Genomic DNA, 26,996 nt, shown 5'->3' on the forward strand with positions numbered 1-26,996 from the left:
AGGGGGAGCGCCAATGCTGAACACAGAAGACATTCTCTGTAAAATGCTTTTCGCACAATTACAGTCCATAGGGTTTTTCACAGAAAGTAAATCCCAGCCGGTATTGGAGAATTTCTATGGCAGATGGTTTGAAGAAAGCCAATCGATTTTAGAACGGCATCAATTTCTCAAGCGAACGGAGAACGGATATGTTCCAACACGTTCAATAGGCACCATGAGCGAGCTGTGGAAAGAATGGAATGAACAAAAATCTGACCTGCTTCAAGATCATAATATGAAAGCCATGGTGACATTGGTGGAGACAGCACTTAAAGCCTTGCCGGAGATTCTGACCGGCAAGGCGTCAGCCACCGATATCCTGTTTCCGAATTCATCTATGGATTTAGTAGAAGGGGTCTATAAAAACAATCAAGTCGCAGACTATTTTAATGATGTTCTTGCAGATACGTTAACAGCCTATCTGCAAGAACGCCTGAAGCAAGAGCCTGAGGCGAAGATTCGAATATTAGAAATCGGAGCTGGGACCGGCGGGACAAGCGCGGCTGTTTTTCAAAAATTGAAAGCATGGCAGACACATATAAAAGAATATTGTTATACAGATATGTCTAAAGCTTTTTTAATGCATGCAGAAAATAAGTATGGTCCTGACAATCCATATTTGACATATAAACGATTTAATGTCGAGGAGCCGGCGTCTGAACAGCATATTGATGCGGGAGGCTACGACGCGGTCATCGCGGCAAATGTGCTTCATGCCACAAAAAATATCCGGCAGACATTGCGAAATGCAAAAGCAGTTTTGAAAAAAAACGGGCTGCTCCTTTTAAATGAAATTAGTGATCATAATATATATTCGCATTTGACGTTCGGCCTTTTAGAGGGCTGGTGGCTGTATGAGGATCCTGATCTCCGCATACCGGGCTGCCCGGGCCTGTATCCGGATACTTGGAAAACGGTGCTTGAGAGTGAAGGATTTCGCTATGTTTCCTTTATGGCTGAACAATCGCATCAGCTCGGCCAGCAGATCATTGCCGCTGAAAGTAACGGAGTCGTCCGTCAAAAGAAGAGAACGGGGGCAGAAGAAGATCCAAGCCATATACAAATGAATGCTGAAATCGATCATTCACATGAAAGCGATTCTCTCATCGAACAAACGGCACAATTTGTGAAGCATACGCTGGCAAAATCAATCAAACTATCACCAGAACGTATTCACGAAGATACGACATTTGAGAAGTATGGAATTGATTCGATTTTGCAGGTGAATTTCATTCGTGAATTAGAAAAAGTGACGGGAGAGCTTCCAAAAACCATTTTATTTGAACATAACAACACAAAAGAACTCGTCGAATATTTAGTAAAGGGGCATGAAAATAAGCTCCGGACAGCATTGTTAAAGGAAAAAACGAAGCCTGCAAAAAATGAAGCTCCACTTCAACCAGAGCGTACAGATCCTAATAAGCCATTTACTTTTCATACACGCCGCTTTGTTACAGAGCAGGAAGTCACGGAAACTCAGCTAGCAAATACCGAACCACTAAAAATAGAAAAGACAAGTAATTTGCAAGGAACACATTTTAATGATTCTAGTACAGAAGATATCGCAATAATCGGGGTAAGCGGGCGCTATCCGATGTCTAACAGTTTAGAAGAGCTTTGGGGGCATTTAATCGCCGGAGACAATTGTATTACAGAGGCACCGGAATCCAGATGGCGCACATCTTTATTGAAAACATTATCAAAAGATCCAAAAAAGCCGGCAAATAAGAAACGCTATGGCGGATTTTTACAAGATATAGAGGCATTTGACCATCAGCTTTTTGAGGTGGAGCAAAACCGGGTGATGGAAATGACACCTGAACTCCGTTTATGTTTAGAAACCGTCTGGGAAACGTTTGAGGACGGCGGCTATACGCGAACCCGGCTGGATAAATTGCGGGATGATGACGGAGTAGGTGTTTTTATAGGGAATATGTATAACCAGTATTTTTGGAATATCCCATCTTTAGAGCAGGCAGTCCTCAGCTCAAATGGGGGAGACTGGCACATTGCAAATCGCGTTTCCCACTTTTTTAACCTGACCGGACCGAGTATCGCTGTCAGCTCAGCATGCTCTAGTTCATTAAACGCCATACATCTTGCGTGTGAAAGCCTGAAATTGAAAAACTGCTCAATGGCGATTGCTGGGGGTGTCAATTTAACACTCGATCTCTCTAAATATGATTCTTTGGAGCGTGCCAATCTGCTGGGAAGCGGCAATCAAAGCAAAAGTTTTGGCACAGGAAACGGGCTTATTCCCGGGGAGGGCATTGGAGCTGTCTTGTTAAAACCGCTTTCGAAGGCAATGGAAGATCAGGATCATATTTACGCTGTGATCAAAAGCAGTTTTGCCAACCATAGCGGCGGAAGACAGATGTATACAGCTCCGGACCCCAAGCAGCAAGCAAAGTTAATTGTCAAGTCGATTCAGCAGTCGGGCATTGATCCAGAGACTATCGGCTATATTGAATCGGCGGCAAATGGTTCGGCGCTGGGCGATCCTATTGAAGTAATTGCCTTAACAAACGCGTTTCAACAATATACAAACAAGAAACAGTTTTGTGCGATAGGCTCTGTCAAATCCAATCTGGGGCATTTAGAGGCGGCTTCCGGTATTTCTCAGCTGACAAAAGTGCTGCTGCAGATGAAGAAAGGGACGCTGGTGCCGACAATTAACGCGATGCCTGTCAATCCAAATATTAAGCTGGAGCACACGGCTTTCTATCTTCAGGAACAAACAGAGCCATGGCATCGCTTGAATGATCCTGAAACTGGAAAACAATTGCCGCGCAGAAGCATGATCAATTCCTTCGGAGCGGGGGGAGCCTATGCCAATCTTATTATAGAAGAATATATGGAGATGCCTCCTGAGAAAGAACATATCGCTCCCCGCCAGCAGGAATTCACTGCCGTTTTTTCAGCCAAAACAAAATGGAGCCTGCTTAGCTATCTAGAAAATATGCAATTGTTTTTAGAGAAGGAAGCTTCTCTGGATATTGAACCCGTTGTACAGGCTTTACACAGGAGAAACCATAATTTAGAGCATAGGGCTGCATTTACAGTGACATCGACTCAAGAGCTGATCGAAAAACTAAAGGTGTTCCGAACATCAAGAGAAAGCTCACTCCAGCAAGGCATCTATACATCATTCGATTTACAGCCATGTGCGGAATCAGCATCTAGGGATAGAGAAATAAACGCAGCAGAGCAATGGGCACAAGGGGCATCGATTGCTTTTAAAGAAGCTGATATAGGGAACCGATCAGGCTGGGTTCATCTGCCTCACTATGCATTTGACCATAATACACCATTTCATTTCGATGTATCGTCTATCAATGAGAAATCGTCAGATGTTGAAGACAATATCAATCAGCCGGTCATTCAAGATCAATTCACTTATGATGAGCCTTACGTTCAAGGACACGTCTTCAACAATGAACGGGTGCTTGTCGGTGCCACATATGGCAGTCTGGCCATTGAAGCATTTTTTAACCTGTTCCCTGAGGAAAACAGCGGCCGTATCAGCAAATTAAGTTATACCAGTCCAATTGTCATCAAACAAGGCGAGACCATTGAACTTCAGGCAAAGCCGCTGCAAAAAGATCAAGTCATAGAACTGCAAATCATGTATCGCGAGCCGTCCTCTGGTTTGTGGAAGCCTGCCGCAATCGGACAATGCGGAATCGGTTCTTTTGAGCCAAAAAAAGTCAATATCGAGAACGTTAAGCATTCATTAACTAAGCTTCATCACATCGATCAGATGTATAAAACTGGAAACGGTCCTGAATGGGGAGAGTTATTTAAGACAATTACTCATCTCTACAGAGATCACAAGTCTATACTGGCAAAAATTCGCCTGCCCCAAAGCGGGCTGGCAAACGGGCACCATTACATTGTAAGCCCATTGATGACAAACAGCGCGTACTTGGCTATCCTCAGTTTCTTAGAGCAGTTTGACATGACAGGCGGCTTCCTGCCGTTTGGAATCAATGATATCCAGTTTACAAAGCAAACGATAAAAGGGGATTGCTGGCTTTTGATTACATTGGTTAAGAATACAGGTGACATGCTGCTGTTTGATGTAGATGTGGTCAATGAGTCGTCGGAAACAGTGCTGCACTACTCGGGCTACTCGCTTAAACAGCTTCGTATTTTGAATCAAAGAGGAAATCAAAATAAGGCCATCAAAGCCAGCAATCTGAAAGATCGTATCAGAAGCTATGTAACAGATAAACTGGCAGTAAACATGGCCGATCCGTCAAAATTGTCTCTTGCAAAAGCGCATATCATGGATTTTGGAATCGATTCTTCTCAATTGGTTGCACTGACAAGGGAGATGGAAGCAGAGACAAAGATCGAATTAAATCCGACTCTGTTTTTTGAGTATCCGACTATTCAAGAGCTAATCGACTTTTTTGCGGACAAACATGAAGCATCTTTTGCTCAGCTGTTTGGTGAAGATCATCAGCAGGAAGAACGCCCAGCTCAAATCGAAAACCAAATGAAACAGATTCCGGCATACGAGACGAACACGGATAAAACAATCGAACACGCGGCAGACGGCATAGCCATTATCGGCATGTCGGGACAGTTTCCGAAGGCAAACAGCGTAACGGAATTTTGGGATAACCTTATCCAAGGAAAGAACTGTGTCTCTGAAGTGCCGAAAGAACGCTGGGACTGGCGCAAATATGCCGCAGCCGATAAGGAAGGGCAATCAAGCCTTCAATGGGGCGGTTTTATAGAAGGAATAGGTGAGTTTGATCCCCTGTTTTTTGGCATATCGCCTAAAGAAGCGGCGAATATGGACCCACAGGAGTTTCTGCTCTTGATACATGCATGGAAGGCGATGGAAGATGCAGGCTTAACAGGGCAGGTTGTATCCAGCCGCCCGACAGGAGTATTTGTCGCAGCCGGCAATACGGATACAGCTGTGGTTCCTTCCCTAATTCCAAACCGTATATCCTATGCACTTGATGTAAAAGGGCCAAGTGAATATTATGAAACTGCCTGTTCCTCAGCTCTAGTGGCTTTGCACAGAGCTATACAATCCATTCGAAACGGCGAATGTGAGCAAGCCATTGTCGGGGCTGTGAATTTGCTGCTTTCACCAAAAGGCTTTATTGGCTTCGACTCAATGGGCTATTTGAGTGAGAAAGGACAGGCCAAATCCTTTCAAGCAGATGCAAATGGCTTTGTCAGAAGTGAAGGAGCAGGAGTTCTCATCATTAAACCATTGCAAAAAGCCATTGAAGATTCTGATCATATTTATTCGGTTATTAAAGGTTCAGGTGTATCGCATGGCGGCAGGGGAATGTCACTTCACGCGCCAAATCCGGCCGGCATGAAGGATGCAATGCTGAAGGCTTATCAAGGAGCACAAATTGATCCCAAAACGGTGACCTATATAGAAGCGCATGGGATCGCCTCTCCATTGGCAGACGCGATAGAAATAGAGGCGTTAAAGTCAGGCTGCAGTCAGCTCAAATTGGAACTTCCACAGGAAGTACGGGAGGAACCGCCATGTTATATCAGCAGCTTAAAGCCGAGCATCGGACACGGTGAACTCGTCTCAGGCATGGCTGCTCTTATGAAGGTCAGCATGGCGATGAAGCATCAAACAATACCAGGCATATCCGGATTTTCGTCTTTGAATGACCAGGTGTCATTAAAGGGCACCCGTTTACGAGTGACTGCCGAGAATCAGCAATGGAGGGATTTAAGTGACGATGCAGGCAAAAAAATTCCGCGCAGAGCGAGTATCAACAGCTATAGCTTTGGAGGCGTAAATGCGCACGTCATTTTAGAAGAATATATTCCTTTACCAAAACCACCGGTTAGTATGAGTGAGAATGGTGCCCACATTGTGGTTCTTTCTGCAAAGAATCAAGACAGGCTAAAGGCAATTGTTCAACAGCAGCTTCACTATCTGAATAAACAACAAGAACTGTCATTACAAGATTATGCTTATACACTCCAAACCGGCCGAGAGGAAATGGAAGACCGCCTGGCGCTCGTCGTCCGCAGTAAAGAAGAACTGGTAATCGGCTTGCAAGCCTGCTTAGCAGAAAAAGGCGATAAGCCGAAAAGTTCTGTACCTGTCTTTAGCGGAAATGCAGAAAATGGCTCGTCAGATCTCGAAGCCTTGCTGGATGGTCCATTAAGAGAAATGGTGATCGAGACTTTGTTGTCTGAAAACAACCTTGAAAAGATCGCGTTTTGCTGGACAAAAGGGGTGCAAATCCCGTGGGAGAAGCTTTATCAAGGAAAAGGTGCCCGCAGAATACCGTTGCCAACCTATCCATTTGAAAAGAGAAGCTGCTGGAATGGTTTTCAAGCAGTAGAGAATACGCCTTCTGTTTCACAGGATGAGCGTATCAACAACAGCAGCGATCATCACATATTAGCAAATGTACTAGGGATGGATCCGGATGAACTGCAGCCTCATAAGCCATTGCAGCAGTATGGATTTGATTCAATTTCTTGCATACAGTTATTACAGCAATTGCAATCAAAGGTGGACCCTCTCATTGCCTTAACGGAGCTTCAAGCATGCCATACTGTTCAGGACATGATGGACTTGATCGCAAAGAAAAAGGAGGATACATCCTTACAAAATGATCAAGCTCGCACGTTTCCGGAATTGATACCGTTAAATGACGGCAAGCGGGGGCGCCCTGTCTTTTGGTTCCATGGCGGAGTAGGAGGAGTTGAAATCTATCAGCAATTTGCACAAAAGAGCCAGCGCCCTTTTTACGGCATTCAAGCCAGAGGATTCATGACTGATTCTGCTCCTTTGCACGGAATTGAACAAATGGCTTCCTATTATATAGAGATCATTCGATCCATACAGCATGAAGGTCCTTATGATGTAGGCGGATATTCCTTAGGCGGGATGATTGCATATGAAGTCACTCGCCAGCTGCAAAGCCAAGGCCTTGCTGTCAAAAGCATGGTGATGATTGATTCCCCATATCGTTCTGAGACAAAAGAGAATGAGGCATCTATGAAAACGTCAATGCTGCAAACAATTAATACGATGCTGGCATCGATTGCGAAACGGGAAAAGTTTACGGATGTTCTCATCAGCCGTGAAGAGGTGGACATAAGCTTAGAGGATGAAGAATTCCTGTCTGAGTTGATTGACTTGGCAATAGAACGAGGGCTAAACAAACCAGATAAGCAAATACGTGCGCAGGCTCAGCAAATGATGAAAACACAGCGCGCCTATGATTTGGAGTCGTACACTGTTAAGCCTCTCCCTGATCCTGAGACGGTAAAATGTTATTATTTCCGCAACAAAAGCAGGTCTTTCTTTGGTGATTTAGACACTTATTTCACTTTATCAAATGAAAAAGAACCGTTTGATCAAGCTGCCTATTGGGAGGAATGGGAGCGGCAAATTCCCCATTTCCACCTGGTGGATGTCGATTCAAGCAACCACTTCATGATATTAACCGAACCGAAAGCGTCAACAGCCCTGTTAGAATTTTGCGAAAAGCTCTATTCAAACAGGGGAGTAGTGAATGCGAATTTCCTTAAGGCTTTCCGGAAGAAACATGAAGCGAGGGAAGAAAAAGAAACAGATGAATTGGTGAAGCGCTGAGAAAACACAAACGCCCCCTCTTTTAAAAGGGGGCGTTTTGAATGTTATTTTGAAAGTGAAACAGGGAGACTTTCTAATCCTCTTAAAAAGACATTTTTTCTCCATTGAATGTCATCAGGTGCAACCGCAAGTTCAATATCAGGAAATCTCTTCAAAAGTGCGTTAAATGCAATGTGGCCTTCCAGCCTGGCAAGAGGCGCTCCTAAGCAGAAATGAATGCCAAAACCGAAAGAAATATGTCTGTTAGGCGACCGGTTTATATTTAATATTTCGGGGTTCTCGAAAAAATTCGGGTCGCGATTGGCAGATCCGATGCCTATAAAAATCATGTCTCCTCTTTTGATCGAATGCCCCTTATATGTAAAGTCTTCGATGGCCCACCGATTTGCCATCATAACGACAGGTGAGGTGTATCGCAGCAATTCTTCAACCGCTGTAGCGATCATTTCAGGATACTGCTTGAGCTTCTCACATTCCTTCTTGTGCTGCAGCAATGCGAGTGTGCCTGAGCCGAGTAAGTTAACAGTCGTCTCAAGGCCGGCTACAACGAGCAAGAACAGCATCGAATAGAGCTCTTTTTCGCTTAACTTGCTGCCGTTTTCCTCAGCATGCACAAGTTTGCTGATTAAATCGTCTTTTGGCTTTATTCTTCTGTCATGGATCAGCTTAGCGATATAATCTTTAAATTCACGAAGGGCCTGATTTGTCAGCTCTCTATTACCTTCAGAGGTATCAACCATCGCATTGGTCCAGATTTGAAACTGTGACCGATCTTCTTTTGGGATTCCCATCAATTCAGATATAACAATAAAAGGCAAAGGGGAAGCGAAGGATTTCATGATATCCGCTTTATTTTCTTTTTCCATTTCATCTAAAAGCTGTTCAGCAATTTGTTCAATGCTGCCGCGCAGATTTTCAATGGTTCGGGGAGTAAATGCTTGATGAACAAGTGATCTCAGGCGGGTATGGTCAGGTGTGTCTTTTGCCAGCATATGATCGGATACAAAATCGATATCTTCACTAACGTTGAGCATTTTGATTTGTTCTTGGTTCATCACATTTTTTACGTCTCTTGTAATTCGATTGTCTTTTAAAAAGGCCATACAATCATCGTATCGGGTAATTAACCAGGCCGGATATGTGGCTCCGAACCGTTTTAATTCAAATCGGTGAATGGGCTCTTCCTCTCTAAATCGTCCTAAAACTGAAAAAGGATTGTGATGAAACTCTTTACCATGCGGATGAAACATCAATTTTTCCATTTGCATTCTCCTCGCCTAATAGGGTAAATAGATGAATCAAATTGCTGAATTAGTTTACAAAAAACAGAATGATTTGAAATGTAATCCTGTCTCTAAAACTATATATCTATCTTAGGCGTCATTCAATAGGGAGAAGAACGAAAAAAGTGAAAAAACGGCTCGATATAAAGCAGCGCCTTTGAACGAAAGCTCAAAGGCGCTACGCTGTATTATTTTGATGAAAGTGGCTGTCAGCTGTGCTGGATATCAATTGTATATACTGCACGATCTGTTACGACCTTCAATCCTTCGTTTTCTTGGTGAATATGAATGTCACCTAATAAAGGAATCTCATAGGCATTTTGCGGAAGCGGTACGTTTCCGTCCTCAGTGAATGTTGTTCCTTCGCCTTCTAAAACAAGCTCTTCTTTCGCAACATAATCATCAGGATGATTCGTACTGCGTATAGCCACTTTTTGAAGGTGGAGAACTATCTGATCCAAGTCTGATATCTCTTCATCATGGGTCAATTCACCTTTTCTAATATCAAGCGTCTGGCCGACTTTTGATTCCAGCCATTGAGAAAGCTGTGTATTCGTGTGTGCCATCAATATTCCTCCTTTTGATCTACACGATACTATTCCCAATTGCTGCATCTTTTACACGGAAAAGAGCCGCCTCACTCTTTATGTATGAAACAATTCGCTGTTGAGAGCCTTGATATAGCGTACGGCAGAACGCTGGACCGCTTCGCCGGCATTTTCTTTGACAACTTTAGAAAAAGCATTGTAAAGCCGGTTGAATTGAAGCGGTTTTACTTTGGCTGCTATTTCTTCAACTTTGGAGGCGGGAAGGGGAATGAGATTTGGGTAGCTGTACATAAAGCTGACCCAGTTTCGGTCCGCCGCAACCGTAATGATATCTCCGGTCAATAGACAGCCTTTCCCTTCATTGCCCTTGCTCCAATGCAAAACAGCACCGCCTTTAAAATGTCCGCCCAGTCGGTAAAGGTCCAGTCCCGGCTTTACGTTGAGCGTTTCCCCTGACCAGAAGTGAATGTGATCGCTTGGCCTTGTCACCCATTCTTTATCATCCTCATGGATATAGATCGGCGCCTGAAACGCTTCAGCCCACTCAACTTGAGTAGAGTAATAATGTGGATGAGACAAGGCGATGGCTTGAATACCGCCTAATTCGTTGATTTGGTCAATTGTCTTTTGGTCAAGATATGTCATGCAATCCCACAGCACATTGAAGCCCTTATGCTGGATAAGATGGGCTGTTTGTCCAATCGCAAACTCTGGTTCAGTTTTTATGCTGTAAAGATGCTCTTCTTCCTTTTTGAGGATGTTTTGAAGGTTTCCTTTCTCACGCATGTCTTCAAGGGTTGTCCAACTTTGTCCATCGGGATGAATATACTGCCTTTCATCCTCGCAAATCAGACACGAGTTGGGCGGATCTACAGTCTGTGCATGTTGCACACCGCATGTGTTGCAGATATAATATGGCACTTTCTTCACTTCCTTCATCTATTTTCCATTATTTTACCTTATGATTATGAATATTCAAACAAAAAACCGGCAGTTCTGCTGAGAGAGAATTGCCGGCTTTTGATGATGTTTATTGGCCGGGAACGGAATTTTCTGCGTTGACAGCGCCCGCTCCGTACACATTCGGATCTTCATCTTTCCATTTGTCCGTGCCGTTTTTCAAAAGCTCTTTTACTTCATCAGGGGTAAGATCCGGGTTGTGCTGAAGAATTAAAGCTGCGATTCCTGCGCAAATCGGTGTTGCCATTGAGGTTCCTGACATTGTAAAGTACTGAGACCCTACACGGCTTGACTTTTGGAGCTTATCAATATAAGAATTCGGAGAGCGAAGGGAAATAATATTAACACCCGGCGCTAAAATATCGGGCTTTTCTTTCCCATATACTGTCGGGCCGCGGCTTGAGAAGGAAGCGACAGTATCATCATCGCTGCTTGCAGTATTGTTATCGTCAAGCGCACCTACTGTAATCACCTTTTCGCTCACGCCCGGGCTTGCAATGGTCTGCGAATCAGGGCCTGAGTTTCCGGCAGCGACACAGACGACAATCCCTGCGTTCCACGCTTCTTCAACCGCTCTGACTAACGGATCTTCCTGTTCATGATCATATCTAAGGGCATCGCCCCCGAGCGACATGCTAATAATATCAATCGGTTCATCGGGGTTGTCCTCATTGTATTGAATACACCACTCAACACCCTCTATAATATCTGCTAACGTTCCTGAACCCTGCTTGTTTAATACCTTTACGCCGATGAGATTGGCTTCCGGTGCAGGTCCGCGGTATTGACCGGAAGAGGATGCACCGCTGCTTGCGACATCACCTGCACAGTGTGTGCCATGACCATTATCATCGTACGGCTCTGTTTTTTGATTGACCATGTCCGCGAATCCGATAATTCTTCCTTCTAGATCAGGATGCGGGTAGATTCCTGTATCGACAACAGCGACAGTAACACCTTTTCCTGTCAGGGTTTGCCCGTTTCTGACGACTTCCTTCGCATGGCTTGCTTCGGTTGCCGTGTCTAAAAGCGCTTTGACTTCGCGGTTTAAATACACTTTACGGATATTGCTGCATTCAGAGAGAAGGGAATGTAATGCTGAAGGAGTAACTTCGGCGCTGCAGCAGTTGATTTTGTTGAAGCGGCTTTTTAGCTTGCTGCGTTTTTCTTTTTGCAGCACCTCTCCAGCTATTTGAAGGCCGGTCTCGTGACAGCCTTCCTCAAATTCGATAATGACTGACATTTTTTTTCTGTTTTGCAATTTGGTTTCGAAAAATTTATGCAAGAAGCAAGGAGTCCATTTGAAGGGCTTGTAAAGCTGCAATAAGGTTTCCCGTAACGGCCAATCTAGCTTGTGAGCATTTGCTCTCACCATTTGTACCATAGAGTACCCAAACATGTATTTTCCTCCTATTATAAGGTTCTCTGTATACTCTATGAACAGATGATAGGTTTGGTAAGTTTGTTTGTCCTCTGTAAGAGACAGACAAGAGTTTGTTTTTCTGAATCTTTCGCATTAGATACGATAGATTCAGAAGCTGAGGAAATCATTGGGGATTGAAAAAGAACGTTTGTTCGTATTATAATGTGATCATATCAAACTGGGAAGGGGAGAGCAACCGTATGAATTTCTACTTGCACCGATCTTTGGAAAGCCAAATGCCAATCAGCATTATATATATGAAGAAAGACGGAACGATTAGTAAAAGAACGATTATTGTGAGACAGAAAAGCAAAACGAAAATCAAAGCATTTTGTTTTTCGAAACAACAGATCAGAACATTTTTATTGGACTCTATCCTCTCCTGTGATTTTGTGAGAACAAATAAGCAAAATCTCTATTCTGCAGGCCGGTAACAGCTGTCCGTCTCAGCAACCGGGCAGCCTGTTACTAAAACCCTCCTTAAACCTATATACATTTATTTGCCAAGTGAGGTTGTTCCTACCTTTTTTGTCTTTCCTCTCAACCTTTTTTCACTCTTATTTGAAATGAACCGCTAATAACCGTGACAATCAATTGATTTTTTGAAACCGGGAACTTTTTCACTGATGATATTGTGTATACAATGGTAAGATAAAACCTATTGGCTAAACCTCATATAATGAACCGCGCCATTCTTATGAAAGGAGTTAAACATGAGAAGATTTTTACTAAATGTCATATTAGTCTTAGCCATTGTCTTGTTCTTGAGATATGTTCATTACTCATTGGAACCAGAACCATCAAATCAGCCAGATACATATTCAAATTTCAGCAGCTTGGCAGAGAATGAGAGCCCAGCCGATTACGATATTTCATATAATGAGAAAAAAGGAAGCAAAGTCTTAATTATGTCTCCGCATGGCGGAAGAATTGAAGGCGGAGTAAGTGAGCTTGTGCGTTATTTCAATAATGAATACTCTACATACCTGTTTGAAGGGTTGAAGTCCCACGATAACCAAACGCTGCACATTACAAGCACCAACTTTGATGAGCCATTGGCAAAAAAGAAAATCAAGGAGCATCAATATGTGGTGGCTTTTCACGGATATAAAGGAGAGAACAAGAATACCCTTGTAGGGGGAACAGACCGAAAGCGGGCGAAAATGATTGTGAGAGCCCTTGAGCGGAGAGGGTTTTCCGCTGAGTTAGCGTCGTCTAAAAGCGGTCTTGCTGGATTGAATGCCGAAAACATTAATAACCAAGGGGAAACGGGGCTAAGTATCCAGCTGGAAATCAGCCGTGAGCAGAGAGAAGCATTTTTTGATGATTTTTATTATAAAAATAGAAAATACACAAAGAACAGTGAATTTTATGCTTATGTCAGTGCGATCAAAGGTGTCCTGGAAAAAGAGTATTCGTAACAAGCAGATCAGAAGACAAAATAAGAGAAGATCAGTAGACTGAAATAGGATAAAAAAGGAGGCGAAACAATGGCAGATCATCATTTTTATTTAAAAGCGAATTGGCCGGGTAACCGCAATGATGTCGGTACGATTGAAAGCGGAAACCTGATCACATCGATTTCCATTCCTAAAGAAATGGATGGCCCGGGAGAAGGGACCAACCCAGATGAAATGCTTCTCGGGGCGGCAGCGACCTGTTACATTATTACACTTGCAGCGATGATGGAGAGAAGCGGGCTGGAAAAAGAAGACTTACAGATGGAGTCAGAAGGCATTGTCGACGTCACAAAAGGAGTCTTTACATACAAAAAGATCATTCACCGTCCCTCTGTCGTGCTTAAACATGATGCTTCACAAGACGACGTCGCATTGGCGCACAAGCTTTGTAAAAAAGCGGAGTCGTCATGCATGATTTCGCGTGCAATTCAAGGAAATGTCGAACTGCAGCTTGAAGCCTCTGTGAAACTGGGTGGAGAATAAAGAAAACAGACGGTCACTCACAGACCGTCTGTTTTTTATCTTCAGCGTGGGCTTTCGATTGATTTAGCACGACCACGCCTGCAATGACAAGCGTGAGACCGAATACACCTTTTAAACTGATGGTTTCGCCAAAAAGCAAAAACCCGACAATTGCTGTAAGCGCGGTACCAACGCCCGACCATGTTGCATACGCGCTTGATAAGTCAATTGTTTTTAAAGAAAAGCTTAGAAACGTAAAAGCAGAAAGAAATCCGACTATGACTCCGGCAATGGGCCAGGCTTGTGTAAATCCTTCTGAAAGCTTCAGCATCGTGCTCCCAAACACTTCAGATACAATGGCGAGAGCCAAATAAAGCAATCCTCTCATCTTCATCACTCCTTTACTGCCAATTAAGTAACACGACTCCTGATAGTAATAAAAGAATTCCGAGAAGCCCTTTGGCATTCAGATCTTCCTTGAACCATTTTACTCCGATCACTGTCGTCAGCACCGTGCCCGCCCCGCTCCAAGTCGCATAGGAGAGGCTCAGGGGAATATGGTTTAAAGTCAGGGACAGCATATAAAAGGCGAGGGAATAGCCAATAACGACCAAAGCACTTGGCTTCCACTTTTTGAAGCCATCAGATACCTTCAGCATGGCTGCTCCTATCGATTCCGAACATATGGCAATCGTGAGGAATATATATCCTATCAACATCATGAATTCTCCTCACTATATTTTTAGATTAGAAAAAACTTCAGCTAGAAAAATATTAGTGTATGCCTATGTATGAGTCAAGAGATTCATTTTCACACACATAAAAAGACCCCTTTTTAAGGGGTCTTTTGCGTTTAATAATAATAAGGGAACGGGGCATACGGATAATAGGGGTATCCGCCATACAAATAAGGATTAAATAAAGCGCTTCCTATAAGCCCGCCTGCAAGGCCGCCGATAAACGGTCCTCCAAAAAATCCGAATGGCCGGCCAAACCCAAATCCATAACCAAATCCGGGTCTTCCAAACCCGTAACCGAACCCGAACGGTCTTCCAAACCCAAATGGTCTCCCGAATCCGAACGGTCTTCCAAATATTCTTGTATCTTCAGGGCTGAAATGCTCTAACTCGTTCATGTTTTCTTTCCTCCTGTAATAAAGTGTAGATGATGCAGTGTATTCACCCTGCCCGGATTTGATTGGGCGAATCGAGAAAAAGGAGGATGTGAACACATTGGGCCTGTATCAGTCTGACTGGTCAAAAGCACCGCCCCACGCACATGCCTATCATGTCAAAACAACGAGAGAACAGGGCCATTATCATCTCATTGAAGGGTTTACTCAGCCGGCAAACGGATCAAATACCGATCAGCATACACATTACTATACAGGGATCACTTCATTTGAAAACGGCCATTTTCATCGGTATTACGGAATCTCAGGACCGGCGATTCCCTTAGCAGATGGCACACATTATCATGAAATCGAAGAAACGACATATCTGGCCTATAACGAGCCGATTGAGATCCAGTACGGAGGGGTTGTGTACGATCCCGGAGATGACAGAAGAAAAACGCATCGTCATACCCTGAAAGGAAAGACAAGGGAAATTGTCGGCAATGAGCCGCTCGGCTGGTAGAAGGATGTTTACCGATGCAAAAAAAGGGCAAAATGGATAGGTGGTTGTCCATGTTGAATGCTATAATGGGGGGAGATTTATAAAAGAGAGTGATACATATTGAATAATACGAAGCAGCCCGTTGTCATTTTAGTCGGACCGACGGCAGTGGGGAAAACCAATTTAAGTATTCAGCTAGCCAAATCCTTAAACGCGGAAATTATCAGCGGAGATTCGATGCAGATTTATAAAGGGATGGATATTGGAACAGCTAAAATTACCGAACAGGAGATGGAGGGAGTGCCCCATCATCTGATTGACATTTTAGATCCCCAAGACTCTTTCTCTACTGCCGATTATCAAAGCTTAGTAAGAAATAAAATCAGCGAGATTGCAAATAGAGGAAAGCTTCCGATGATTGTCGGCGGTACAGGGCTTTATATACAATCTGTGCTTTACGATTATACATTTACGGAAGAGGCAAATGATCCCGTGTTTCGAGAGAGCATGCAAATGGCCGCTGAGCGGGAAGGCGCTGACTTTCTTCATGCCAAACTTGCTGCAGCAGATCCCGAGGCAGCAGCTGCGATTCATCCGAATAATACAAGAAGAGTCATTCGCGCACTGGAAATTTTACATACGTCCGGAAAAACGATGTCCCAGCATTTGAAGGAACAAAAACGAGAACTTCTGTACAATGCAGTGTTAATTGGCCTGACAATGGATAGAGACACGCTTTACGAAAGAATTAATCAGCGGGTCGATTTGATGATGCAGTCAGGCCTTCTTCCCGAAGTGAAACGCTTATACGACAAGAACGTGAGAGACTGTCAATCAATACAGGCGATAGGCTATAAAGAGCTGTATGCATATTTTGACGGTTTTGTGACACTTTCCGATGCTGTCGAACAGCTAAAGCAGAACTCAAGGCGGTATGCGAAACGCCAGCTGACGTGGTTTCGCAACAAAATGCAGGTCACATGGTTCGATATGACACCGCCTGTTGATATGGAGCTGAAAAAAAAGGAAATTTTCACACATATAGCAGGAAAACTCGAACTTTAATCGAAACTGTATGATATAGAGAATCAAGGAGGACGAAACATGAAACCGATTAATATTCAGGATCAGTTTTTGAATCAAATCCGGAAAGAAAATACGTATGTCACTGTTTTTTTGCTGAACGGCTTTCAGTTGCGGGGCCAGGTGAAAGGCTTTGATAACTTTACCGTATTGTTGGAATCGGAAGGTAAGCAGCAGCTTATATATAAACATGCGATCTCAACGTTTGCGCCGCAAAAAAACGTCCAGCTTGAACTCGAATAGATCAAAAAATGCCATGTCAAGACATGAGGAAAGGCTGCCGGGGGTTCCCGGCGGCCATTTTTAACATGAATCCACTTTTGCTCCAAGCTTTTTGTGTAAGCTGACCATGCCAAGGCACGGTCTTTTTTTTATGAGAACAACATACGGAAGTAAAAATGGTATATTATGTATAAAATGAATTTGGGGGTGATCGACCTTGTTTGAAAGTGAAGCAGAACTGAGACGAATCAGGATTGCACTTGTATGGATAGCTGTCTTTTTACTGTTCGGGGCGTGCGGGAATCAAGATACCATTATTGAAACAGACAGCGGCAATTCAGACTATGAAACGCCTCAGCCTACCTCGTTTCCACTTGAACATAACCATTTTGGCGTTATGGAGGACGGCTATATCAAAATTTATGAGTATAATGAGTCCCGCAATGAGGTAAAGCTGAAGAAAGAATACGCGGATGATGAGCTTGAATAAAATTCACAAGCATTCGAATTTACAAAGAGGATGCCAGCCGCTAAACTAAATACAGACACAGATCAAACAGAGGGTGAAAACATGAAGCATAAAGTGATCGTGAATCATTGGGAAGAAATTTGCGAAGATGATTCTTGCTATGAATACGGAACAAGTATCATTGTGAACGGAAAAGAATTAATCAGAGAAGCGTCAATTATCACTGCTTTGAAGGCGGTTTTAGAAGAGATCGGCGCGGATGTTGAAATAGAAGAAACAGTAGAGAGCGAAAAATGCTGTGATAGCTTAAGAAAAAAAAATCTAGACTACTAAGCAGTTTTTTTTCATGTTATGATAAACATCGGCTAAAAAACGACACCCCGAGTAGGACGAGAGATGATTCTCGTTCTGCTCTCTTTTTTGGGCCCTAATGAGTCTGCCCATTTGCCTGATTTGATCAAAATATGAATTTTTCATAAAAACGAATCTATATATTGTGTTTTTGCTAGAGGGTAGTATACTATATATAGTGTTAGTGATGAGAGATTCATATTTTTTGATAGGTCGTGATAAAACGTGGTACAAATCATATTTGATTCGAAAACAGGGAATGTTCAGCGGTTTGTGAATAAAACAGGCTTTCAGCAGATACGCAAGGTGGACGAAATGGACCACGTGGACACTCCGTTTGTTTTGGTCACCTACACGACAAACTTCGGCCAGGTACCGGCATCAACACAATCATTTCTCGAAAAATACGCCCATCTCTTATTAGGAGTCGCTGCGAGCGGCAACAAAGTATGGGGCGATAACTTTGCAAAAAGCGCCGATACCATTTCAAGACAATATCAGGTGCCGATCTTGCACAAATTTGAACTCAGCGGCACATCTAAAGACGTTGAATTGTTTACTCAGGAGGTAGAAAGAGTTGTCACAAAATCAAGTGCCAAAATGGATCCAGTTAAATAACGAAATCATGATCCAAAAAGATGGAAAATTCCAGTTTGATAAGGATAAAGAGGCTGTACATAGCTATTTTGTAGATTATATCAATCAAAACACAGTCTTCTTTCACGATTTAAAAGAGAAGCTGGATTATTTGGTTGAAAACCAATACTACGAAGAGGAATTCTTAAGCCTTTATTCTTTTGAAGACATTAAAGAAGTGTTTAAGACAGCTTACGCTAAGAAGTTTCGTTTTCCTTCCTTCATGAGTGCGTTTAAATTCTATAATGACTATGCTTTGAAAACGAATGACAAGAAAAAAATCCTCGAGCGTTATGAGGACCGGATCTCAATTGTTGCGCTGTTCTTCGCTAACGGCGACACTGAGAAAGCAAAAGAATATGTAAACCTGATGATCAATCAAGAATATCAGCCGAGCACACCGACATTTTTGAACGCCGGCAGAAAACGCCGCGGTGAACTTGTGAGCTGCTTCTTGCTGGAAGTCAATGATTCCTTAAATGACATTTCAAGAGCGATCGATATCTCCATGCAGCTTTCTAAGCTTGGCGGCGGGGTTTCTCTTAACCTGTCCAAGCTTCGCGCGAAAGGTGAAGCCATTAAAGATGTTGAGAATGCGACAAAAGGCGTTGTAGGCGTCATGAAGCTTCTTGATAACGCGTTCCGTTACGCTGACCAAATGGGACAAAGACAAGGGTCCGGCGCGGCGTATTTAAACATTTTCCACCGCGATATCAATGATTTTCTTGATACGAAAAAGATTTCTGCGGATGAAGATGTGCGTGTCAAAACGCTTTCGATCGGTGTTGTCATTCCGGATAAGTTCGTTGAGCTTGCACGCGAGGACAAAGCGGCTTATGTATTCTACCCGCACACGATTTATAAAGAGTACGGCCAGCACATGGATGAGATGGACATGAACGAAATGTACGACAAGTTTGTCGACAACCCTCGGGTGAAAAAGGAAAAAATCAACCCGCGGAAACTGCTTGAAAAATTGGCGATGCTTCGTTCTGAATCAGGCTATCCATACATCATGTTCCAAGATAACGTCAATAAAGTGCATGCGAATAACCATATTTCCAAGGTCAAATTTTCTAACCTTTGCTCTGAAGTGCTGCAGGCATCTCAAGTTTCTTCATACACAGACTATGATGAAGAAGATGAAATCGGTCTGGATATTTCCTGCAACCTGGGTTCGCTTAACATTCTCAATGTCATGGAGCATAAATCAATCGAAAAGACAGTCAAGCTTGCGACAGACTCTTTAACACACGTGTCTGAAACAACTGACATCCGTAATGCGCCTGCTGTAAGACGGGCAAACAAAGCGATGAAATCAATCGGCCTCGGTGCTATGAACCTTCACGGCTACCTTGCGCAAAACGGCATTGCGTATGAAAGTCCGGAAGCGCGTGACTTTGCAAACACGTTCTTTATGATGGTGAACTTCTACTCCATCCAGCGTTCTGCGGAAATCGCAAAAGAGAAGGGTGAAACGTTTGATCAATATGAAGGCTCAACCTATGCGACAGGTGAATACTTTGACAAATACGTTTCTACTGATTTCTCACCGAAATATGAAAAAATCGCTAATCTGTTTGAGGGTATGCATATCCCGACGACAGAGGACTGGAAAAAGCTAAAAGCATTTGTGGCTGAACACGGTATGTATCACAGCTACAGATTATGCATTGCGCCGACAGGCTCTATCTCATACGTCCAATCAAGTACGGCGTCTGTTATGCCGATTATGGAACGCATTGAAGAACGAACATACGGCAACTCAAAAACGTACTACCCAATGCCTGGGCTTGCATCTAATAACTGGTTCTTCTATAAAGAAGCCTACGATATGGACATGTTCAAGGTTGTGGATATGATCGCCACTATCCAGCAGCACATTGATCAGGGAATCAGCTTTACATTGTTCTTAAAAGACACAATGACGACCCGTGATTTAAACCGAATCGATCTGTATGCACATCATAGAGGAATTAAAACCATTTACTATGCAAGAACGAAAGATACTGGGCAAGACAGCTGCCTTTCTTGTGTTGTTTGATTAAAGGAGAGTTTATAGTGACAAAAATTTATGACGCAGCAAACTGGTCAAAGCATGAAGACGATTTTACCCAAATGTTCTATAACCAAAACGTGAAACAGTTCTGGCTTCCGGAAGAGATTGCTTTAAACGGCGATCTCCTCACATGGAAGTACCTCGGAAAAAATGAGCAGGATACTTATATGAAGGTACTGGCCGGACTTACGCTTCTTGATACAGAGCAGGGGAATACGGGGATGCCGATTGTGGCTGAACACGTAGATGGCCACCAGCGGAAAGCGGTGCTGAACTTCATGGCGATGATGGAGAACGCTGTCCATGCGAAGTCGTACTCTAATATTTTCATGACCCTTGCACCGACTGAAACGATCAATGAAGTATTTGAATGGGTTAAACAAAATAAATATTTGCAGAAAAAAGCGCAAATGATTGTCGGGCTTTACAAAGCCATTCAAAAAGATGATGAAATTTCACTGTTCAAAGCGATGGTTGCTTCCGTCTATCTGGAAAGCTTCCTTTTCTACAGCGGTTTCTATTATCCGTTATATTTCTACGGACAAGGAAAACTGATGCAAAGCGGTGAGATCATTAACCTGATCCTTCGTGACGAAGCGATTCACGGCGTGTATGTCGGTCTCCTTGCTCAGGAAATTTATAATAAACAGACAGAAGAGAAAAAAGCAGAGCTTCGTGAATTTGCGATCGACCTCCTGAATCAGTTATATGAAAATGAGCTTGAGTATACAGAGGACTTGTACGATCAAGTCGGGCTCTCACATGATGTAAAGAAATTCATCCGCTATAATGCGAATAAAGCGCTGATGAACCTTGGATTTGATCCATACTTCGAAGAGGAAGACATTAATCCGATCGTTTTAAACGGATTAAACACAAAAACAAAATCGCATGACTTCTTCTCTATGAAGGGGAATGGCTATAAAAAAGCGACAGTTGAGCCGCTCAAAGATGATGACTTTTATTTTGAAGATGAAAAAGAGCAGATATAATATCTGCTCTTTTCGGCTTGAAGGTTCAAATGAGGAGGACGCAGTACCCATGGGAAAAATGGACGAAATGATTTTAGTTGCCCCGCGCGATGATGTGTTTAAAAAAGAAAGCTTAACCTTCCAGGGCGTGTACAGTGAAGATAGCAGAGTAGCAGAAATCATGGCTCAGATTGAAGCGGCCTATCGTGAAATGAGAAGAGGGGACGCAGAAGAAGATCCGCGTTTCAAGCAGCCGATACCTTATGTCGTCATTAAGCGTGAAGATGAAGTTTTTCTTTACGAGCGGCTGGCTGGCGGCGGTGAATCACGTCTGCACAACAAGCTTTCTCTCGGTTTTGGCGGCCATATGAACGCCATCGAAGGGGCAGCTTCATTTGCTGAAGTCTTAAAGCTGAACACAGACCGTGAGCTTGAGGAAGAACTGCAAATAAATGAAGAAGATAAACAGGCGATTGTCACACTGGGATTGATCAATGATGATGAAAACAGTGTTGGCAAAGTGCATATCGGTATTCTTTCTGCGCTTCAATTAAAGCCTGGCGCACAAGTGGAAGTGAAGGAGAAAGAACAAATTGCGGGTAAATGGATGAAAGTTTCTGAATTAAAACAGGATGATATCTACAACCGTCTGGAAACATGGTCACAGTTTGTTGTTGATATTCTTGAATAAAAAAACCCGGTTTCTCGCGATGAGGAGCCGGGTTTTTTTATGAGACGCTCGTCCCCGTCTCGGCTATGATTCTAGGATCACAATAGCGTCAAAGCCGGCATTTTTCGCTCTGGCAGCGAGGGTGTCTGCATTGTCTTTGGATGAAAATGCGCCAATCTGCACTTTGTATAATCCGTCCTTTAAAAGGACAATCGAGTCAAAACCTTTGGCTTCGGCATTACTTGCGAGCGAGTCGGCATTCGCTTTGACTTTAAATGCGCCGATTTGAACCTTATATAACCCTGAGCTGGAAGTCTTTTTAAGGTTAAAGGCTTGCTCCAGCCCGTTTGCATGTCCTCTCGCTAAGCTTTGAATAAAACTGCTCGTTTTCAGCTTATTTGCATCGGAAACGGTATCAATGAAGCCGTTCTCGGTCAAGAGGGCAGGCATTGCCGACTCCCTTAGGACGTGGAAGTTCGCTGTTTTTTTGCCGCGATCGGCAAAGTCGACAGCTTGTATCACTTCAGAGTGAATTGTCGATTGATAAGTCGTCGTCGGGGCTCCTACATCTGGATAAATATAGCTTTCAAAACCTGTGCCTCCCCCGGAATTAACGTGAATGGACAAAAAGAAATCTGCTCCCCAGTTATTTGCGGCATTTGTCCGGTCGTTTAAGCTGACATATTGGTCGCTTGTCCGGCTCAGCAGCAGAGAAACGCCTTCATATTCATTAGTTAATATCGTACGTAAGGCTAAAGCGATTTGCAGGGTTAACGTTTTCTCCTGAAGGCCATTACCTGTTGCGCCTGGATCAGACCCGCCATGGCCAGGATCAATAAAAATTTTAACCATTTTTCATCACCTCATTACAGGATATGAAAAAACACGGCTTCTGCTTGTACGATTATCATTCAACTGAAAAATGAGGAAATAACCCTTTCACATCCAGAAATTATTTCTCGGGAAAGCGCACAATTCAACATGAAGCGACAACAGATACGGTCCGACATGAAATCTGTGCATACGCCATATGTTTGTATGTACTATGGGTTCGGTTAACCTGCACTGATTCCTGCTGGTTTTAAGCTTTGCGTTCATATTAAATCAAGCATTTAAAACGTAAATTGATGAGGAAAGCTCCTTTCATTAAAGACACCGCTTTATAAATCGAAAAAAAGAAAAACACTTCAGGTATCTTAGGGCGGGTAATACGTTTCGTACAAAAATCAGCCCGTTGTATGAAAAAGAAATAATGAGAAAGAAGCTCACTATAATACTCTGACAAAATGATTAAAAACAAAATCTCATGGTTTGTCCACCCCATGTCCGTGAATACAATAAGAAATAAAGTATTTCTCGGGAAAGCGCAGGATTCCTTATTGTTCCCGAAAAAAGCAATTGTTTCGACACATGATAGGCGTTTGTCACAATCGGCATCCGCTTGAATATCATATAGAGAGAACAGAGAGGTGAAGATGTTGGAGCGCGCTGTGACTTATAAAAACAACGGACAGATCAACATTATTCTGAACGGGCAAAAGCAGGTGCTGACGAATGCTGAGGCAGAGGCGGAATATCAGGCTGCATTGCAAAAAAACGAAGCAAAGCACGGCATTTTGAAGGAAATCGAAAAAGAGATGAGCGCATTAGTTGGGATGGAGGAAATGAAACGCAACATCAAGGAAATATACGCCTGGATTTTTGTGAACCAAAAACGCGCGGAGCAAGGCTTGAAGGTTGGAAAGCAAGCGCTGCACATGATGTTTAAAGGAAATCCGGGAACGGGAAAAACGACGGTTGCACGGCTCATCGGCAAGCTGTTCTTTGAAATGAATGTCCTGTCAAAAGGCCACTTAATAGAAGCGGAGCGGGCTGACCTGGTCGGGGAGTATATCGGACACACCGCCCAAAAGACGAGAGATTTAATCAAAAAGTCATTAGGTGGCATTTTGTTTATAGACGAAGCCTACTCGCTGGCAAGAGGCGGCGAAAAGGACTTTGGGAAAGAAGCGATCGACACACTTGTAAAGCATATGGAAGACAAACAGCATGAGTTTATTTTGATACTCGCCGGATATTCACGGGAAATGGATCATTTTCTCTCGTTAAATCCCGGACTCCAATCAAGATTTCCCATCTCCATTGATTTTCCGGATTACTCTGTGACCCAGCTCATGGAGATTGCGAAACGAATGATCGATGAAAGGGAATACCAGCTCAGTCAAGAAGCGGAATGGAAATTGAAAGATTACTTAATGACAGTGAAAAGCACGACAAGTCCCATTAAATTCAGCAATGGACGTTTTGTCAGAAATGTGATCGAAAAATCGATCAGAGCACAAGCCATGAGGCTTTTAATGGGAGACCAATACTTAAAAAGCGACTTGATGACCATCAAAAGCCAAGATCTTTCCATTAAAGAAGAAGCATCTGGATCTGCATAGACCTCTCAGTTTTTGAGAGGTCTGTTTTTTGCTCGTATTTCCGCTTTTCAAAGCAATCGATTTGTGGTATACACATGCAGGGTTTGGTATGATAATACTACTGCCCAATATGCAAAAGAAAGGAACATCCATTTGAACGAACAAGAAACGATTCAGGAGAAAGCCATTTTAGTCGGATGTCAGCTGCCGCATATCACGGATGAGCATTTTGAAAATTCTATGGAAGAGCTAGCATCTCTGACGAAAACAGCAGACGGAAAAGTACTGACCAGCGTCACACAAAAACGGAACAGGGCTGACGCCGCTACATATATAGGAAAAGGGAAGGTAGAAGAGCTGAAGGCACTCGTGGAAGAGCTTGAAGCTGATCTCCTCATCTTTAATGATGAACTGTCGCCAAGTCAGCTGAAGTCATTGGCAACAGCAATTGAAGTGAAGATGATTGACCGCACGCAATTGATATTAGATATTTTTGCAAAGCGGGCGAGAACGAGAGAAGGCAAACTTCAAATTGAGCTGGCTCAGCTGCAATATGCACTGCCGCGTCTGACGGGACAAGGGATCAACCTTTCCCGGCAAGGCGGAGGAATTGGGGCAAGAGGTCCCGGGGAAACGAAACTGGAAACCGACCGCCGCCATATCAGAAATCGCATTCATGAAATCAACACACAGCTTTCCACTGTCATTCGCCATAGAAGCCGATACCGTGAAAGAAGAAAGAAAAACGGTGTGCTTCAAATTGCGCTTGTCGGCTATACAAACGCAGGGAAATCAACATGGTTCAACCGCCTGACGAGTGCTGACAGCTATGAAGAAGACCTCCTGTTTGCCACGCTGGACCCGATGACCAGAAAAATGGTCCTGCCAAGCGGCTACAGTGTTCTTCTTTCAGATACAGTAGGATTTATTCAGGATCTTCCGACGACATTGATTGCTGCATTCCGCTCAACGCTTGAGGAAGTAAAAGAAGCGGATTTAATTCTGCATTTAATTGATTCTTCAAATGAGGATTATGCGGGACATGAAAAAACAGTGCTTCGGCTGCTTGAGGAGCTTGAAGCAGATGATATCCCGATGCTGACGGCTTACAATAAACGTGATCAAAAACTGCCTGATTTTATACCGACCGCCGGAAGGGATCACATTATGGTCAGTGCGAAATTTGAGGACGACGCTGCAGCCTTTAAAGAAGCGATTCAGCGCTATTTGCGCCAAGAACTGTTAACGTCTTTTGAAGCACATGTGCCGGCAAGTGAAGGGAAGCTCCTTTCCAGAATCAAATCGGAAACGATGGTAGACCGCTTCTATTTTAATGAAGAAAATGAACAGTATGACATATCCGGCTATGTCCAAGAAGAGCAAAGTATCATCGGTGAATTAAAGAAGTATATGTAGGAAGGAAATATAAAGACATGTTTGACACATTAACACACGGAGAATTATTGAAGAAAACGGCAATGGAAGTGGAAGCGGACATTGCCGGCATTCATAAACAAATAGAAGAAATCAGCGAGCGAAATGAGTGGAGAGTGCTTCAAAGCTATAGAAAACACAAAGTAAGCGACACTCATTTCACGCCGTCTACTGGATACGGCTATGATGATATCGGAAGAGACACGCTTGAAAGCATATATGCGGATGTGTTTGGCGGAGAAGCGGGGCTTGTAAGGCCGCAAATCATTTCAGGCACACATGCCATCTCAATTGCTTTGTTCGGTGTCCTCAGACCGGGGGACGAGCTCCTTTATATCACGGGCAAGCCGTATGATACGCTAGAGGAAATTGTGGGCGTCAGGGGTGGAGAAAACGCTGGTTCGTTAAAGGATTTTCAAATCGGCTATAATGCGGTTGATCTGACGAAAGACGGAAAGATAGACTATGATGCAGTCGCCGCTGCGATCAATCCGAAGACAAAAGTAATCGGCATTCAGCGCTCAAAAGGATATGCGAATCGCCCTTCTTTCTTAATTAGTGAAATAAAAGAAATGATCCGTTTTGTAAAAGAAATCAATGAAAATCTGATCGTCTTTGTGGACAACTGTTACGGAGAATTTGTGGAAGAGCTTGAGCCTTGCCATGTCGGAGCCGACCTGATGGCGGGATCTCTCATTAAAAATCCCGGCGGCGGCCTTGCGAAAACAGGCGGCTACCTCGTCGGAAAAGCGAAATGGATTGAAGCTTGCTCATACCGTATGACGTCACCCGGCATCGGCAGAGAAGCGGGGGCATCTCTTTACTCGCTCCAAGAAATGTACCAAGGCTTCTTTTTGGCGCCTCACGTTGTGTCTCAAAGTTTAAAGGGAGCGGTGTTTACAGCGAGATTCCTTGAAAAACTCGGCTTCACTTCAAACCCGAAATGGGATGCGAAAAGAACGGATTTAATACAATCCGTTGAGTTTTCTGACAGAGAAAAGATGATTGCTTTTTGCCAGGCTATTCAATTTGCATCGCCAATCAATGCTCATGTGACGCCTTATCCAGCCTACATGCCTGGATACGAGGATGATGTCATTATGGCAGCAGGGACGTTTATTCAAGGAGCAAGCATCGAATTATCAGCTGATGGCCCTATCCGCCCGCCGTATGTAGCGTATGTTCAGGGAGGATTAACCTATTCGCATGTGAAGAATGCCATATGCAGTGCAGTGGATTCATTGATGCAAAAGCAATTAATTTAAATTTTTTAAAAATTTC

Annotated in this window: 24 protein-coding genes; 16 read left to right on the plus strand and 8 right to left on the minus strand. The window is 43.4% G+C overall.

Annotated features, from left to right (window positions below; genetic code table 11):
- Positions 1–13 precede the first annotated feature (13 nt).
- Positions 14–7,645, plus strand: a complete 7,632-nt coding sequence (locus MHB62_RS09145; RefSeq protein ID WP_032721580.1) for a beta-ketoacyl synthase N-terminal-like domain-containing protein — start codon at positions 14–16, stop codon at positions 7,643–7,645.
- A gap of 44 nt (positions 7,646–7,689) precedes the next feature.
- Here MHB62_RS09145 and MHB62_RS09150 read toward each other — a convergent pair whose 3' ends face one another.
- From MHB62_RS09150 to aprX, 4 genes are all read right to left on the minus strand, one after another.
- A complete protein-coding gene (locus MHB62_RS09150) occupies positions 7,690–8,907 on the minus strand; it encodes a cytochrome P450 (protein ID WP_032721582.1) in 1,218 nt (405 codons plus the stop codon).
- A gap of 230 nt (positions 8,908–9,137) precedes the next feature.
- Positions 9,138–9,494 (minus strand): hypothetical protein, encoded by a 357-nt coding sequence (locus tag MHB62_RS09155; protein ID WP_003231786.1) that lies wholly within the window; start codon positions 9,492–9,494, stop codon positions 9,138–9,140.
- Positions 9,495–9,572: 78 nt separating this feature from the next.
- Complete coding sequence (locus MHB62_RS09160) at positions 9,573–10,397, minus strand: MBL fold metallo-hydrolase (RefSeq protein WP_080287606.1); 825 nt, start codon at positions 10,395–10,397, stop codon at positions 9,573–9,575.
- 109 nt (positions 10,398–10,506) lie between these two features.
- Positions 10,507–11,835, minus strand: a complete 1,329-nt coding sequence (gene aprX, locus MHB62_RS09165; protein ID WP_032721588.1) for a serine protease AprX — start codon at positions 11,833–11,835, stop codon at positions 10,507–10,509.
- Between the two features lie 224 nt (positions 11,836–12,059).
- On the opposite strand from aprX, the gene MHB62_RS09170 reads away from it, so the two are divergent.
- The 3 genes from MHB62_RS09170 to MHB62_RS09180 all read left to right on the plus strand — a co-directional run bounded on the left by MHB62_RS09170 (position 12,060) and on the right by MHB62_RS09180 (position 13,802).
- Positions 12,060–12,293: a hypothetical protein gene (locus MHB62_RS09170; RefSeq protein WP_014476869.1), complete on the plus strand. Its 234-nt coding sequence runs from the start codon at positions 12,060–12,062 to the stop codon at positions 12,291–12,293.
- Between the two features lie 279 nt (positions 12,294–12,572).
- Positions 12,573–13,280: a poly-gamma-glutamate hydrolase family protein gene (locus MHB62_RS09175; protein WP_003245758.1), complete on the plus strand. Its 708-nt coding sequence runs from the start codon at positions 12,573–12,575 to the stop codon at positions 13,278–13,280.
- A gap of 69 nt (positions 13,281–13,349) precedes the next feature.
- Complete coding sequence (locus MHB62_RS09180; protein ID WP_003231775.1) at positions 13,350–13,802, plus strand: OsmC family protein; 453 nt, start codon at positions 13,350–13,352, stop codon at positions 13,800–13,802.
- 13 nt (positions 13,803–13,815) lie between these two features.
- On the opposite strand, the gene ebrB is transcribed toward MHB62_RS09180, so the two are convergent.
- From ebrB to MHB62_RS09195, 3 genes are all read right to left on the minus strand, one after another.
- On the minus strand, positions 13,816–14,169 hold the full coding sequence (gene ebrB, locus MHB62_RS09185) for a multidrug efflux SMR transporter subunit EbrB (protein ID WP_014476870.1): 354 nt from the start codon (positions 14,167–14,169) through the stop codon (positions 13,816–13,818).
- 13 nt (positions 14,170–14,182) lie between these two features.
- Entirely contained in the window at positions 14,183–14,500 is a 318-nt protein-coding gene (gene ebrA, locus MHB62_RS09190; protein WP_015715925.1) for a multidrug efflux SMR transporter subunit EbrA, read from the minus strand.
- Positions 14,501–14,634: 134 nt separating this feature from the next.
- Positions 14,635–14,916 (minus strand): hypothetical protein, encoded by a 282-nt coding sequence (locus MHB62_RS09195; RefSeq protein ID WP_015715926.1) that lies wholly within the window; start codon positions 14,914–14,916, stop codon positions 14,635–14,637.
- Between the two features lie 88 nt (positions 14,917–15,004).
- Between MHB62_RS09195 and MHB62_RS09200 the strand changes: the two genes are divergently transcribed.
- From MHB62_RS09200 to MHB62_RS09240, 9 genes are all read left to right on the plus strand, one after another.
- Complete coding sequence (locus MHB62_RS09200) at positions 15,005–15,418, plus strand: YmaF family protein (RefSeq protein ID WP_003231769.1); 414 nt, start codon at positions 15,005–15,007, stop codon at positions 15,416–15,418.
- Positions 15,419–15,517: 99 nt separating this feature from the next.
- Positions 15,518–16,462 carry a tRNA (adenosine(37)-N6)-dimethylallyltransferase MiaA gene (gene miaA, locus MHB62_RS09205; RefSeq protein ID WP_003245569.1) on the plus strand — a complete coding sequence of 315 codons (945 nt, stop codon included), beginning with the start codon at positions 15,518–15,520 and terminating at the stop codon, positions 16,460–16,462.
- Between the two features lie 39 nt (positions 16,463–16,501).
- Positions 16,502–16,723, plus strand: coding sequence for an RNA chaperone Hfq (gene hfq, locus MHB62_RS09210; protein WP_003221097.1), 222 nt, complete (start codon positions 16,502–16,504; stop codon positions 16,721–16,723).
- 196 nt (positions 16,724–16,919) lie between these two features.
- Complete coding sequence (locus tag MHB62_RS09215) at positions 16,920–17,192, plus strand: YmzC family protein (RefSeq protein ID WP_014479841.1); 273 nt, start codon at positions 16,920–16,922, stop codon at positions 17,190–17,192.
- 81 nt (positions 17,193–17,273) lie between these two features.
- A complete protein-coding gene (locus MHB62_RS09220; RefSeq protein ID WP_003245262.1) occupies positions 17,274–17,504 on the plus strand; it encodes a hypothetical protein in 231 nt (76 codons plus the stop codon).
- A 243-nt stretch (positions 17,505–17,747) separates the two neighbouring features.
- Positions 17,748–18,140 (plus strand): class Ib ribonucleoside-diphosphate reductase assembly flavoprotein NrdI, encoded by a 393-nt coding sequence (gene nrdI, locus MHB62_RS09225; RefSeq protein ID WP_003231758.1) that lies wholly within the window; start codon positions 17,748–17,750, stop codon positions 18,138–18,140.
- Positions 18,100–20,202, plus strand: a complete 2,103-nt coding sequence (gene nrdE / locus MHB62_RS09230; RefSeq protein WP_014479842.1) for a class 1b ribonucleoside-diphosphate reductase subunit alpha — start codon at positions 18,100–18,102, stop codon at positions 20,200–20,202. Before nrdI ends, nrdE begins: the two co-directional genes overlap by 41 nt.
- 17 nt (positions 20,203–20,219) lie before the next feature.
- Complete coding sequence (nrdF, locus tag MHB62_RS09235) at positions 20,220–21,209, plus strand: class 1b ribonucleoside-diphosphate reductase subunit beta (RefSeq protein WP_003231754.1); 990 nt, start codon at positions 20,220–20,222, stop codon at positions 21,207–21,209.
- 49 nt (positions 21,210–21,258) lie between these two features.
- On the plus strand, positions 21,259–21,879 hold the full coding sequence (locus MHB62_RS09240; RefSeq protein ID WP_003245105.1) for a hypothetical protein: 621 nt from the start codon (positions 21,259–21,261) through the stop codon (positions 21,877–21,879).
- A gap of 63 nt (positions 21,880–21,942) precedes the next feature.
- On the opposite strand, the gene cwlC is transcribed toward MHB62_RS09240, so the two are convergent.
- Complete coding sequence (gene cwlC, locus MHB62_RS09245; RefSeq protein ID WP_003244862.1) at positions 21,943–22,710, minus strand: sporulation-specific N-acetylmuramoyl-L-alanine amidase; 768 nt, start codon at positions 22,708–22,710, stop codon at positions 21,943–21,945.
- A 623-nt stretch (positions 22,711–23,333) separates the two neighbouring features.
- On the opposite strand from cwlC, the gene spoVK reads away from it, so the two are divergent.
- The 3 genes from spoVK (at position 23,334) to MHB62_RS09260 (ending at position 26,980) form a co-directional block, all read left to right on the plus strand.
- Entirely contained in the window at positions 23,334–24,302 is a 969-nt protein-coding gene (gene spoVK / locus MHB62_RS09250) for a stage V sporulation protein K (RefSeq protein WP_003231746.1), read from the plus strand.
- A 132-nt stretch (positions 24,303–24,434) separates the two neighbouring features.
- Positions 24,435–25,697, plus strand: coding sequence for a GTPase HflX (gene hflX / locus MHB62_RS09255; protein WP_003245432.1), 1,263 nt, complete (start codon positions 24,435–24,437; stop codon positions 25,695–25,697).
- A gap of 17 nt (positions 25,698–25,714) precedes the next feature.
- Complete coding sequence (locus tag MHB62_RS09260; RefSeq protein WP_003245218.1) at positions 25,715–26,980, plus strand: aminotransferase class I/II-fold pyridoxal phosphate-dependent enzyme; 1,266 nt, start codon at positions 25,715–25,717, stop codon at positions 26,978–26,980.
- Positions 26,981–26,996 lie beyond the last annotated feature (16 nt).

This window comes from Bacillus sp. FSL K6-0255 (assembly GCF_045040725.1).
Classification (GTDB): Bacteria; Bacillota; Bacilli; order Bacillales; family Bacillaceae; genus Bacillus; species Bacillus subtilis.

Coding starts and splice junctions, on each gene's coding strand:
- MHB62_RS09145 (WP_032721580.1), top strand. CDS start 14: ATGCTGAACACAGAAGACATTCTCTGTAAAATGCTTTTCGCACAATTA.
- MHB62_RS09150 (WP_032721582.1), bottom strand. CDS start 8,907: ATGGAAAAATTGATGTTTCATCCGCATGGTAAAGAGTTTCATCACAAT.
- MHB62_RS09155 (WP_003231786.1), bottom strand. CDS start 9,494: ATGGCACACACGAATACACAGCTTTCTCAATGGCTGGAATCAAAAGTC.
- aprX (WP_032721588.1), bottom strand. CDS start 11,835: ATGTTTGGGTACTCTATGGTACAAATGGTGAGAGCAAATGCTCACAAG.
- MHB62_RS09170 (WP_014476869.1), top strand. CDS start 12,060: ATGAATTTCTACTTGCACCGATCTTTGGAAAGCCAAATGCCAATCAGC.
- MHB62_RS09175 (WP_003245758.1), top strand. CDS start 12,573: ATGAGAAGATTTTTACTAAATGTCATATTAGTCTTAGCCATTGTCTTG.
- MHB62_RS09180 (WP_003231775.1), top strand. CDS start 13,350: ATGGCAGATCATCATTTTTATTTAAAAGCGAATTGGCCGGGTAACCGC.
- ebrB (WP_014476870.1), bottom strand. CDS start 14,169: ATGAGAGGATTGCTTTATTTGGCTCTCGCCATTGTATCTGAAGTGTTT.
- ebrA (WP_015715925.1), bottom strand. CDS start 14,500: ATGTTGATAGGATATATATTCCTCACGATTGCCATATGTTCGGAATCG.
- MHB62_RS09195 (WP_015715926.1), bottom strand. CDS start 14,916: ATGAACGAGTTAGAGCATTTCAGCCCTGAAGATACAAGAATATTTGGA.
- hfq (WP_003221097.1), top strand. CDS start 16,502: ATGAAACCGATTAATATTCAGGATCAGTTTTTGAATCAAATCCGGAAA.
- MHB62_RS09220 (WP_003245262.1), top strand. CDS start 17,274: ATGAAGCATAAAGTGATCGTGAATCATTGGGAAGAAATTTGCGAAGAT.
- MHB62_RS09240 (WP_003245105.1), top strand. CDS start 21,259: ATGGGAAAAATGGACGAAATGATTTTAGTTGCCCCGCGCGATGATGTG.
- cwlC (WP_003244862.1), bottom strand. CDS start 22,710: ATGGTTAAAATTTTTATTGATCCTGGCCATGGCGGGTCTGATCCAGGC.
- spoVK (WP_003231746.1), top strand. CDS start 23,334: ATGTTGGAGCGCGCTGTGACTTATAAAAACAACGGACAGATCAACATT.
- MHB62_RS09260 (WP_003245218.1), top strand. CDS start 25,715: ATGTTTGACACATTAACACACGGAGAATTATTGAAGAAAACGGCAATG.